This window comes from Bacillus sp. NSP9.1 (assembly GCF_000465465.2).
Classification (GTDB): domain Bacteria; phylum Bacillota; class Bacilli; order Bacillales; family Bacillaceae; genus Bacillus; species Bacillus sonorensis_A.
The window spans coordinates 1,617,642-1,630,466 of the sequence record NZ_CP048273.1; the positions used below are offsets into that span (position 1 = coordinate 1,617,642).

Here is a 12,825-nt window from a genome sequence, read left to right on the forward strand (position 1 = left end):
TTCCCCGGCTTTTTTGCATCACAGAAGTGATGAAAACCATGTTCCAAGCATTGTTCCGACATAATTGCCGATCAGATAGCCGAACGTGCCGACGAGCATGATCGGGGCGATGAGCTCCCGCCAGCCTTTTGCAATTGCCATTGCAGCCGCCGTCGTCGGACCGCCGACAGAGGCGTTCGTCGCAAGCAAAACTTCTTCAAGCCGAAAACGGAGGATTTTTCCCGCTGCCAGCGAGACGAGCAGATTGGACATGGCAATGATAAAGACAAACGCTAAAAGGAGCGGAGCATTCATGAGGATGATCCGCAAGTCTGCGGGGATGCCGATCACCACAAAAAATAAATAAATCAAATAAGTGCCGATTTCCTGAGTACCCTTTAGCTTTTCAAACCAGCGCGGAAAGGCGAAGGTTAAGAAAAGCGTCAGCGTTGTCAAAAGCAGATACTGATCGCCGAGAATGCCGGAGATGAACTGGGCGAAAAACGACCCGCCGTCGGAAGCGAGCCGTTCTTTAAAATAAGCCGCCGCTTTCACGGAAACGACAACGATCGCAAAAGCAGCTCCCAGTCCTAAGGCGATATCCTGCAATGAGATTTCTTTTCGTTTCCAATAGGCTTCCGCCTCGTTTTGTCTCGGCGCCGCCGCTTTCCCTCCGGCAAAGCGATTTTGAAACCATTTCACCGCCGGTATGCCCATTAAAATGAAAAAGAGCAGCGCCATCATGAAGTTATCAGCGACAACTGTCGATGAAACAAATTCTCCAGGAGGGGAAAATTTCGCCGCCATCGCCGCGAAATTCACCCCTCCTCCAATATAGGAAGCACTGATCATTCCGCCGATTTTGTCAAGGTGTGGAATCTGCTCTTTAAAAAGAAAAAATGCGAAAATGCTTCCGATCATTGTACCGATCGCACTGATGCAAAACATAAACAGAAGCCGGCCGCTTTCCCGGAGAATTTTCCGGAGGTTGATTTGAAAAAGCAGCAATGGAATCGCCAGCGGAACGACATATGTCCAAACCGCGTCATAAACAGGCGATTCGGTCGGCAGGATCCCCACATTCGTAAACAGCATCGCCCCGGCAAGCGCCAGCACCGCGCCTGACACCGCCGCCGCCCAGCGAAACCGCTGCTCCAAATAAATGCTCACCGCCGCCCAAACCGCAATAAATCCCCAAAGCATCCACACATCATCCGCTGAAATGACTGAATTCATAAAACCCCTCCTGTCTTTATTTTGAATTATCTGATAATTATAAGTTGGAAGGCAGATTTGATCAATAGGGAACAGAAGAACACTGAGAGAACGATCCCATTAAGAATTGAAAGTTTGTGTTCAACCTCATTTTAGGTCTAAAGTATCTTTTTGAATTTCTCGAATTGTGAATCGATATGATCATTCCTGTCGTTTAGAGATTTGGAATGGACAAGAAGTTAATCGTTTTGGATCATTTTTATTTGCAGAAAAATTTGTATACTAAGTTCATGAAAGGAGGGTGAGAAAAACGGTTACAGTTGTTTTGTCTTAATGCAAATAGAGATGAATTGCAGAAATACATAAGTTAACGATGACGTTTTAGATGATGTTGGTGTCCAGGCAATCTTCAATGCAATTATCAATATCCTTCTGTAAAATGAATGGAAAGGAAGTTGAGAATGAAGAAAATCGCATATGTGCTTTTTTTGTCTGTTTTGGCTTTTGTCGGCTTAACACCATCAGCAAACGCAGCGGTCATCGATCATGACAAAGTGATAGGCTTCAAAGAAGTAACACCTGTTACCGTTACGCAAAAAGCGGCGAAACGCTTTCAGCCATATTTAAAGGTGGCCAGCGGATGTGTGCCCTTTCCCGCAGTAGACGCGCAGGGCAATACGAGCGGGGGATTAGAGCCTACCGGAGCGCCGGAAGGCCACTGCAGCAAAAGCGTCGGACAAGTATATTCGCGATCTGCGTGGTACAACGGGGTATGGGCCATCATGTATGCTTGGTATTTTCCGAAAGATTCACCGATCGCCTTAAAGCCATTTGGCCATCGACATGACTGGGAAGGCATCGTCGTATGGATTGACAACCCGGCCAATCAAAATCCGAAGGTACTGTCAATCGCCTATTCACAACACGGCAAATTTGCAAAAACAGCTCCAAACAGTCATATCATGGATGGCGATCATCCTAAGATCAGATATGACGCTCCTCAATCACCGATCAATCACAGCTTATACGTTGACAGCGCAAAAGGCGGAATGCAGCCTTTAATCGGCTGGGAAGACTTAACACCTGCTGCAAGAAACGCATTGAATACAGCGGATTTTGGAAGTGCAAACGTTCCTTTTAATGATCCAAACTTTATGAATCATTTAGGGAAGGCTTGGTTTAGATAAAGAAATTTATTAGCCGGTTGGACAAACAGCTCATATCCATCCTTCAAAGACAAGATGTATTCTTGTCTTTTTTTAGTTGAAACCTTTAATTTCCATATGTGTATAAAAAGAAAGGAGGTGAAGAAGTGAAACAGAAAAAAAGAGAACAGCTTGTCCATCTGTTTCGTGTGTTGAATAAAAGAAGTCCTATCAATGCGGCAGTGTTAGTTGCTGAAGACGGTGACATTCTCTATCAAAACGCCTTCGGCTATGCAAACCTGGCAGATAAGCGTTTGTTACAGGAACATTCCTTATTTGAATTAGCATCGCTATCCAAGCCGTTCACCGCCTTGGGGATCCTTCAATTAGCACAGCAAGGGGCATTGAATATCGAGGATCCCATAGAACGGTGGATGACGGGATTCCCCTATCAGGGCGTAACGATTCACCATTTATTGACACATACGTCAGGGCTGCCCGATTATATGGAATGGTTTCTGCAACATTGGGATCACAACAAGATTGCTGTTAACCAAGATATCGTTGATATGCTGGTGAATCATCAGCCGCAACGCTATTTTGCCCCGGGTGAAGGTTGGCTGTACAGCAATACGGGATATGTGCTGCTTGCGGTTATCATTGAAAAGGCATCAGGTCTGAGTTTTGCCGAATATATGAAAAAAAGTATCTTTGAACCGGTGGAAATGCGGAACTCAAGGGTGTATAACAGAAGGCTTCAGCCTGAAACCATTGAGAACTATGCGTATGGATATGTGTATGACGTGCATACAGAACAGTACGTTCTGCCTGATGACCTTGAAGAAACAAAATATGTCTGCTATCTTGACGGGATTCAGGGGGACGGAACCGTAAACTCAACCATTCATGATTTATATTTGTTCGACCAGGCTTTATATACAGACCATTTAATCAATCAAGCCTCAAAAGAGCTTGCTTTTCCCCCGCTTTTCTGAAAAACGGAGAGTCTGTAGATTACGGGTGCGGCTGGGTGCTTCGGGACAGTCCTGAAACAGGGCGAATTGTCGGTCACAGCGGAGGCTGGCCAGGCTATTCAACCGTAATGATCCGATATATCGATCAACGAAAAACCTTCATTTATTTGAGCAATGTGGAACAGGATGATGAATATGAACAGGCCATCTTTGAAGCCGTTGAAAATATCCTGTTTGACAAGGCCTGCAAAATCCCTGATCGCCCTGCCGATCAAAAGAAAAAAGAGATCGATCCGGCCATTTACAAAAGATATGTCGGAAGTTATTCACTTCAGGATGGCGCCGCCGCTCATGTGACAGTTGATAAGGACCGGCTTTATATGCAAATCACCGGACAGATCCGTTTTGAATGATTTCCAGCCTCGGAAACGCGCTTTTTCCTCAGGTCATTGTCTGTTGAAGTGGTATTTATTCTGGAGGATGGTGTGGTAACTCGCTTGATTATTTATCAAAATGGTGCAGAGGAAGAAGCGGTGCGGATAGTGGAATCAAACAGCAAGATATGACCGTTTTGCTTGAGCGTTTGGCGGCCTGGCTCTGTTGTCTGTCAGGAGGAAATTTATCGTTGGAGGTTGATTATGCAATATGGAGATATCTGTCCGTGATGAGCATCTTTCGGATATTCATGGTAAAGGTGCACCACTCTAAGGAGGTTCATGAGGCTGAACAAATTTAATTTTATAAAAAATAGTCATCATGAGTTTTATGAGCTAAAAGAAAACGATCTAATAAAAGCGGAAGATAGACTTGGTTTTCTATTTCCTAAAGAGCTCAGAGAATTTTATTTAGAGATTGGGTACGGGTTTATAAATGGGAATAATAATGCAATAAACAGATTTTTAGACCCCGCTACTATCGCAGATATCACTTTAAGGGAAGATATTTACGAATTTGACCCTGATTTAGATGGTATATATGAAGATGAAGACAAGCTTGTTTTTTATGAGGTAAATGAAGGTGTATATTTAACGCTTGATTTAAATGATCCCGATAAGTCTCCAGTATTCTTTTTTGATAAAAAAACAGCTGACTCTCTAGAGGAATTTATTAAAAAAGTTGATCAAAATGATCGATATTTTGAAGATATGGCGGATTAAATATTTTTTTGCCTTTCAAGACTTTCTTCCAAAAAGGAAAATGGGGGCACTTTTATGCTCGGTTTTGTTATACGTATATGTAGGAGCTGTTGTTTGGTACCTGAATGGCGGCTCTTTTTTATTCATAACGAGCCCTGGATGATGAATGTAGTGGCATGATCATTTTGAATGAATCGTTTATATAGCTACTGCTAAAATAACAGTAAAAACCAAGCAGAAAACATCTGCTCGGTTTAAAAACTAATACTTCGGCCAGCCTTTGGAATCCCAGTATAAATCATTGATCAGCAGCTTAGGCGCTCCATTGTCAAGCGCATCATAACCATGTCTGACGATGATGTTGCCGTTCACGATATCCGCGCCGCCTGGGCCCTTCCATTGGTCGTTTCCGGAGTCGAGGATTGTGCCTCCGCCTTCCGTCATTTTCTTGCCGCTTTTGTCATAGTAAGGTCCCGTAATTTTTGTTGAGCGGCCGTAAGCGATCTTATACGTGCTGTTCACACCTTGACAGCATTTATCGAACGAAACGAATAAATAATAGTAGCCGTTTTTATATGTGATAGACGGCGCTTCAACCGCTCCGCCATGGCTCGGCCTTGATGCGATGGAATAAACCTTCCCTGTAGGTTTCATCGTTTTTTTATCAAGCTTTGTCAGCTTGATGCCGCTCCAAAACGAGCCGAAGGACAGCCACGGATTTCCTTCTTTATCAATGACTAACTCAGGGTCGATCGCATTATAATTGTTAGCGGTCGTCGTCCGGGTGACAAGTCCGTCATCGCGCCAATTCCCGGAAGAGATTCGGTCTGTTGAAGCCAGTCCGATCGCCGAAGTATTCGAGCCGAACGCGGATACCGCATAATAAAGCCAATAGCGACCATTATAATAGCTGATATCAGGCGCCCATTGGTTTTTTTCATGGTTTGGCACGTACTGTTTCCACCATGATAATGGAGTTGTAAAAATACTTGGTGCTGCGCTCCACGTTTTTCCATCTGTCGATTTAATGACGCGGATTCCATTGCCGATACCAGTACCGAATGTATACCATGTATTTCCTTCTTTAATCATGGAAGGATCATGAATAATGTTGTCTCCTTTTGTATTCCAAAAAGCCGCTGATGTTGGTTCAGCTGCCGAAAAAATAAGCAGAAAAAATAAAATAAAACCAGAAATGATAGACTTAGCCACAATTGTTCTCCTTTCAAATTTCGATGTCCTTTAACAATCGGCCCTCCCTTTTAGAGAAATATTTCCCAACAACACGCATTTTATTTTAGCAGGGGTTCGCCCTCCCTCAATCAGACAAAGGACTTGTTTTTTAGTCCTGAAATAAAACTTAAAAACAAAAAAACAACTGTTGTTAAAAATCAATCAGTCAAATGTTATTTAATTACATAAACGTTACAGGATTAACATAATCGTTTTGGCCTAAGTTTAGAATGTTACGGATGGGGAGGAACTGGAACTTTTCAATTTCTTTGAGGAAAATGCAGGGGAAAACAATTAGAGATCAATTCATAGCCCTCCAGATGCCGGTTGAAGAAACGGCACTGGAACAGTGACCTTCTGCAAATTCAGACTTATTCGCAGGATTTTATATCCTAATGTAGATAAAGATTAAATGATGTGGGGCTTTTGGAAATAGTTCCACTGACATCATGTTGAACTAACTATTTCAGCACCAATACGAAAAAAGGTTATAAGAACATAAATTGAGGTTTTCCAAAAGTCCGTTGACAGACAGAACCACTATAATATTATCAATATATTATCAATAGCTATAAAAAAATATTTTTTGTACAATTATAATAAATCAAAATAATGTGCTGGCACATCTTATGGGGAAATACTGAAAAGATAAGAAGAGGAATCGCGAATGAAATATAGAGAATTAATCCAAGACATGACGTTAGAAGAAAAAGCATCATTAATGTCGGGAAAAGATTTCTGGCAAACTCAGAACATAGATCGTCTAGGTATCAGAAGCATGCTTCTGGCAGACGGCCCCCATGGGATTCGGAAGCAGGCAGTCGGATCAGAACAACCTGGGCTCAATGCCGGGGATCCTGCAACTTGTTTTCCAACAGCTGCAACGATAGCAAATAGTTGGAATGAAGATCTGGCCGAAAAGATGGGGGAGTATCTCGGAAAGGAAGCGGTTACGCAAAATGTGAATGTCTTATTGGGACCTGGTATTAATATAAAGAGAAATCCTTTATGCGGCAGAAACTTTGAATATTTCAGTGAAGATCCGTATCTAGCCGGAAAACTTGCCGCAGGTATGATTAAAGGTATTCAATCACAAGGAATCTCCGCTTGTGTGAAACATTTTGCGGTAAACAACCAAGAAGAAAGACGTATGACGATTGATGCAATTGTCGATGAAAGAACCCTTAGGGAAATCTATCTTACCGCCTTCGAAATTGCGGTCAAAGAAGGTAAGACTAAGTCAATCATGACGTCGTATAATCGGTTAAACGGAACTTACACGAATGAACATTTACATTTAATGCAGGGTATCTTGCGTAGCGAATGGGATTTTAAGGGGGTTGTTGTCACCGATTGGGGAGGAAGCAATGACCGAATTGCAGGATTGATTGCTGGAAATGAGTTGGAAATGCCGACTACTGCAGGAGAGACCGACCGGGAAATTCTCCAAGCAGTCAGAAGCGGTAAGATGAAAGAAGAAGTGTTAGACGAATGTGTTGATCGATTACTAGAGCTTATTTTTACTACAAATGAGGTATTTAATAAACCTCACTCCGAATTTAATGTGGAAAAGCATCACAGGGTTTCGCAGAAGGCTGCCGAAGAATCAATAGTCCTTCTTAAAAATGAAGACCATATCTTACCCATCCGGTTTGGCAGAAAAGTTGCCGTAATTGGGGATTTTGCCAAAGATGCCCGTTACCAGGGAGCAGGGTCATCTATCGTTAATCCAACAATACTGGATCACACTCTCAACTGTTTCGAGGAGTCTGGAATTGTCAGTATCGGCTTTGAAACCGGCTTTGAACGATACGGGAAGAGAGATCAGAAGAAAATCGAAAAAGCATGTGAACTCGCCAAAAAAGCGGATGTTGTTCTTCTGTATATTGGTCTGGATGAAGTGACAGAGGCTGAAGGTTTGGATAGGCATTGTATGAAGATCCCAAAAAACCAGATCGATTTATTGAACGCGTTAAATGAAGTAAATCCGAACATTGTGGCCGTTCTTTCTTGCGGTTCTGTGGTGGAAATGCCATGGATTAATAAAGTAAAAGGCCTTGTACATGGCTATTTAGGCGGACAGGCGGGAGCAAGATCCATCCTTAGAGTGTTGTCAGGTGATGTGAATCCTTCCGGGAAATTGGCTGAAACCTATCCAATTCGCTATGAGGATACACCTTCCTACCATTTTCCAGGAAAGGAAGTGAGCGTTGAATATCGAGAAGGTCCATTTATTGGCTACCGTTATTATGATACAGCTGAGCTTAATGTTCTATTCCCTTTTGGATTTGGGCTTAGTTATACAACCTTTGAGTATTCCGATATTCAGGTTAATCATGAGGGTGTCAGTTTTAAAATAACAAATACCGGGAAAATTGCCGGGATGGAGATTGCACAACTCTATGTGGGGTGCAAATCCAAGGATATTTTCAGACCGAAAAAGGAATTAAAGGGGTTTTCCAAGATTTTCATCAATGCAGGTGAAACAAAAACAGTAACGATCCCTTTTGATGATAAAACATTCCGGTATTTTAATATTAAGACGAATAACTGGGAAATCGAAGAAGCCGAATACGACATTATGGTTGGCGCATCGTGTACCGATATCCGATTAGCGGATACCCTTTTTGTAGAAGGTACAGGCGCGCCTCTTCCATACGACAAGGAGGAACTGCCAACCTATTACTCCGCAAATGTACATAATATCAGTCTGGAAGAATTTGAAACCCTGTTGGGAGGGAAGGCTCCCAACCCGAAATGGGACCGGACAAAACCGTTGGGCTACAACGATACTATAGAACAGTGCCAATATGCAAAAGGGGTTTCAGGAAGACTTATTTATTTTGCGATCATTTTTGTTCATTGGTTTTTGCGAAAAATAGGAAAAAGAAGTATTGCCAATTTGATTATGATGTCATTCTATCACATGCCATTCAGGGGAATTGCCAGAATGACAGGCGGGATCGTAAATATGCCGATGCTGGATGGGATCTTAATGATGGTAAATGGTCGTTTTCTTAAAGGGCTTGTTCATATATTGAAAGAAAGAAGCAAGATGAAAAAGAGCCGTAAGACAGGAAATATAGGGAAGAGAAAATTATGAATAAAGAGGTATTAGAATATTTCATCAAAGTCTATGAAAAGAAAAGTATTACTGCTGCCGCTAAAGACTTATTTATTACCCCACAAGGGCTCAGTAAGACGATTAAACAACTTGAAATGGATTTGGAGGCAAAATTGTTTATTAGAGGGTCGCATGGAATGGAAGCGACAGAATGCGGTGAATTATTGTTTGCCCGAGCTAAACATATCTGTTATTTAATGGATGACTTGGTGAAAGAGATTAGTATAATGAGCGGTAAAGATGGCATATTAAATGTCGTGGTTACCTTCTCAACAACGATAATGGTTCCTGCAGAAATTCTGTTTGCCTTTTCGAATCAGTATCCCGATATCCAGATGAAATTAAGAGAGCTGCCGGATGAATATCCTTTAGGTGACTTGTTTCAAGAAGAAGCAGAAGTAGGCTTAATCATGGGCAGTGAAGAAATTGAAAATTGCGACTGCGATTTGATCGGAACCGGAGAAGTTGTAATCCTTGTTTCTAAAAGGCATCCCCTGGCAGCTAAAGACGTGATCTCCATAACTGATTTACAAAATGAAACGTTAGTGATTAAATCTGTTGAAAAGGGGAAGGAGCACAGCTTGATCGATAAATGTTTGGAACATGGCTTCACTCCGCATATTGTTCATGAGTTTGGAAATATTAAAACGGCTCACTCCCTTTGTGAGGCAAACGGATATGTTGCAGTATCCGTGGACTTTGTTGAAGAGGCGCATCATGACGATAGGCTTAAACTCGTTCGATTGAAGGAAAAAATCCCTCAGAATATTTACCTGGTCAGCAGGAAAAGAGACATAGAATCAAAGTCCGTATCTTTATTCAAAAATTATATAAAGGATTATTGCAAAGATAAAGTTGAGCGGTTTTGATGGGCGAACAGCCAGTTAAAACGGCTTTTTTTTATAATCAACGAAAAGTTTATGCCCCGGAACTTTTCGTTGATATGCACCGTTTGATCTATATGGTAAATTCAAGTAAAGCAATTAATTTAAGCGCGCCCACAATTAAATGCTAAGTATGTAAGCGTATTCAGTTTGAGTAGCTAAATTGACATAGTCCATATAGTCCGCTTACTAAGTTTAATTAAATGGTGGAGGAAAAACATGAAAAAAACGAAAAAAATATCAAAGCCCGCAGCCATTATTTTATATATAGTAAGTGCGGTGCTGATTATAGGGGTTATTGTAGGGGATATTTATGCCAAAAATTATTCGCAGATTATCTCAATCTATTTAAGTCATCCGACCAGCAAAATTGTCACTGATGATAAAGATAAGGAAGACAATGAATATTATAAGAGTTCGTTTGCTTCTGCAGACAAACAGAAAGCTCGCGCAGAAGAGGTAGTGCAGAAACTTGTAGAAGAGGGCATTGTGCTGTTGAAGAATGAAAACAATGCATTGCCGCTTAAGTCTAAGGGAAAAATTACTGTTCTTGGTCAGAACTCAATTGACCTCGTTTATGGAGGCGGCGGTTCCGGTTCTGTTGAAACTGCAAAAGTACCGGATTTGAAGGCTGTGCTTGCACAATCCGGATTCGAAGTCAATAAAACGCTTTGGGATTTCTATCAGACCGGCGCAGGTTCTTCTTATCGAAAGAAAACACCGGACATAGAAGGGAAGGGATCTTTTGAGGTAAATGAAGTTCCGCGGAGTGTGTATACCGATAAGGAAATCAATAGCTTCAAAGATTACAATGACGCTGCACTGGTTGTGATCGGCCGATCCGGTGGAGAGCACTCTGATCTTGCAACCGACAAGCTTTCTACAGGATATCATTATCTTGAAATTGACAACAATGAAAAAGACATGCTTAAGCTTGCAAAAGAAAACTTTGAAACTGTTGTGGTTCTAATCAATTCATCTAACCCTATACAATTAGGCTTTTTAGATGAATATAACATTGATGCTGCTATTTCGGTCGGTGCTCTGGGACAGACCGGTGCATATGCAATCGGTGAGGTATTGAATGGAAGCGTCAATCCATCGGGAAATTTAGTTGATACCTATGCGTATGATGCATTTAGCTCTCCTGCAATGGCTAATTTCGGGAATTACAAAATAGCTAACAGTCAAGTTGATAAGGGCAATTCATACATGGTTTACGGTGAAGGCATTTATGTCGGATATAAGTATTATGAGACTCGATATGAGGATGTAGTCCTAGGTAACGAAAAGGAAATCGATTACAATTATTCCGAGCAGGTTCAGTTCCCATTCGGATATGGTCTTTCATATTCGCAATTTAAGTGGTCCGATTATCGAGTAAAGGAAAAAGATGATAAATATGAAGTTTCTTTAAAAGTGATGAACACGGGTTCTGTTCCGGGAAAAGACGTTGTTCAGATTTATATGCAATCCCCTTATACAAAATATGACAAAGATAACGGCATTGAAAAGGCGTCTGTTGAGTTGGTAGGATTTGCAAAAACTTCGGAAATGAAAGCAGGCAAGTCAGAAACCGTTACGATTGAAGTGGATAAAGAAGAAATGAAAACATACGATGCCAACGGCAAAGGGACATACATTGTGGATGCTGGAGATTATTATTTCACAGCAGGTGAAAACGCACATGATGCCTTGAATAACATACTCGCAGCAAAGGGTAAAACTACTAAAGACGGTATGGATTATGATGGTAATCCGGCATTAGTACAGAATTTTACTGTTGATACTCTTGATTCTACAACTTATGCGGAGTCTGCAGTAACGGGTAATAAAATATCCAATCAGTTTGATGATGTTGACATCAAACATTATGATTCTTCTTTTAAATATCTTTCCAGAAAGGATTGGAAAGGTACATGGCCTTCCACCTATGAGGATGGTTCCTTAACCGCATCAAAGGAATTGCTTGACGATCTTGCCATCTCATACACCGAAGACAAGGATGCTGTCATGCCTGAAACAGGTGTCATTAGTAAAGAATTTGGAGAATTAAATGCTGCCATGTTTATAGGACGTGATTATGACGATAAACTTTGGGATGTCTTGCTGAATCAACTGACTGTTGATGAAATGACTAAACTTGTCAGAATGGGCGGGTATGCCACTGTACCGATTAAATCAATCAACCTACCCGGAACGTCAAATTTGGATGGCCCTGCAGGAATCTCCAATACGCTTGTGGGCGGAAATAAACAGGGGATGGCTTATCCGGCGGAAGTCGTAATGGCTTCGACATGGAATGTGAAACTCATTAAAAAAATGGGAGAATCAGTCGGGGAAGATGGCATTAGAAATGAGGTTGCAGGTTGGTATGCTCCAGGTGTTAACACTCACCGCACCCCATTTGGTGGAAGAAATTTTGAATACTTCTCTGAAGACGGCTTTCTATCAGGTAAGTTAAGTGCAAGTGAAGTTAAAGGTGTTCAATCAAAAGGCACTTTTGTATATATGAAACATTTTGCACTGAATGATCAGGAAACGAATCGTCTAGGCGGCGCCATGTTTGCAAATGAACAGGCGATGCGCGAAATCTATTTAAAACCCTTTGAAACCACTGTCCGTGAAGGAGATGCTCGCGGTGCTATGGCAGCCATGAATAGAATTGGGGCTCGTTGGGCAGGCGGCCATAAAGGCCTTATGACGGAAACTCTTCGAAATGAGTGGGGCTTTAAAGGTACTGTCGTAACCGATCAGGCATCCCTCTCTCACTTCGCCTACCAGGATCTGAGAGAAGGAATTGAAGCTGGAACCAACCTCTGGTTGAACACAGATTCCAAACTGTGGAAGCTGAGTAATGATCAGTTAACTCCTGCAGTGGTCAATCATTTAAGAGAATCTGTTCACAATATTCTCTATTCCATTGTCAACAGCAACGCTATGAATGGAATATCTACAAGTTCCAGAATTGTTGAAATTACGCCTTTATGGCAGTACTGGCTGATTGCTGCAAATGTTGTCATTCTACTTGCAGCTCTTGCGATCATTGTATTCGTCACTAGAAAACTGAAAAAGCAGAATAAAGTCAATATTTCAGCCTGAAAACGTTTGAATATAAGTTTCATTAAAAAATAG

The 12,825-nt window shown here is 41.6% G+C and carries 7 protein-coding genes and 1 pseudogene; 6 read left to right on the plus strand and 2 right to left on the minus strand.

The genetic code is table 11. The features are described 5' to 3' along the window. Positions 1 to 18: 18 nt before the first annotated feature. Positions 19 to 1,215 carry a DUF819 family protein gene (locus M654_RS08325; RefSeq protein WP_026586462.1) on the minus strand — a complete coding sequence of 399 codons (1,197 nt, stop codon included), beginning with the start codon at positions 1,213 to 1,215 and terminating at the stop codon, positions 19 to 21. 440 nt (positions 1,216 to 1,655) lie between these two features. On the opposite strand from M654_RS08325, the gene M654_RS08330 reads away from it, so the two are divergent. From M654_RS08330 to M654_RS08340, 3 genes and pseudogenes are all read left to right on the plus strand, one after another. Next, positions 1,656 to 2,381, plus strand: coding sequence for an NPP1 family protein (locus M654_RS08330; RefSeq protein WP_026586463.1), 726 nt, complete (start codon positions 1,656 to 1,658; stop codon positions 2,379 to 2,381). 125 nt (positions 2,382 to 2,506) lie between these two features. Beyond that, positions 2,507 to 3,879 (plus strand): annotated as a pseudogene (locus M654_RS08335) (serine hydrolase). 156 nt (positions 3,880 to 4,035) lie between these two features. Next, positions 4,036 to 4,470 carry an SMI1/KNR4 family protein gene (locus tag M654_RS08340; protein WP_026586464.1) on the plus strand — a complete coding sequence of 145 codons (435 nt, stop codon included), beginning with the start codon at positions 4,036 to 4,038 and terminating at the stop codon, positions 4,468 to 4,470. A gap of 240 nt (positions 4,471 to 4,710) precedes the next feature. On the opposite strand, the gene M654_RS08345 is transcribed toward M654_RS08340, so the two are convergent. Next, on the minus strand, positions 4,711 to 5,664 hold the full coding sequence (locus tag M654_RS08345; protein ID WP_051290348.1) for an arabinan endo-1,5-alpha-L-arabinosidase AbnA: 954 nt from the start codon (positions 5,662 to 5,664) through the stop codon (positions 4,711 to 4,713). Positions 5,665 to 6,349: 685 nt separating this feature from the next. Between M654_RS08345 and M654_RS08350 the strand changes: the two genes are divergently transcribed. The 3 genes from M654_RS08350 (at position 6,350) to M654_RS08360 (ending at position 12,792) form a co-directional block, all read left to right on the plus strand. Beyond that, complete coding sequence (locus M654_RS08350; protein ID WP_026586466.1) at positions 6,350 to 8,785, plus strand: beta-glucosidase; 2,436 nt, start codon at positions 6,350 to 6,352, stop codon at positions 8,783 to 8,785. Next, positions 8,782 to 9,675 (plus strand): LysR family transcriptional regulator, encoded by an 894-nt coding sequence (locus M654_RS08355; protein ID WP_026586467.1) that lies wholly within the window; start codon positions 8,782 to 8,784, stop codon positions 9,673 to 9,675. Before M654_RS08350 ends, M654_RS08355 begins: the two co-directional genes overlap by 4 nt. A gap of 234 nt (positions 9,676 to 9,909) precedes the next feature. Continuing rightward, positions 9,910 to 12,792, plus strand: a complete 2,883-nt coding sequence (locus M654_RS08360) for a glycoside hydrolase family 3 protein (protein WP_051290349.1) — start codon at positions 9,910 to 9,912, stop codon at positions 12,790 to 12,792. The last annotated feature ends 33 nt before the right edge of the window (positions 12,793 to 12,825 follow it).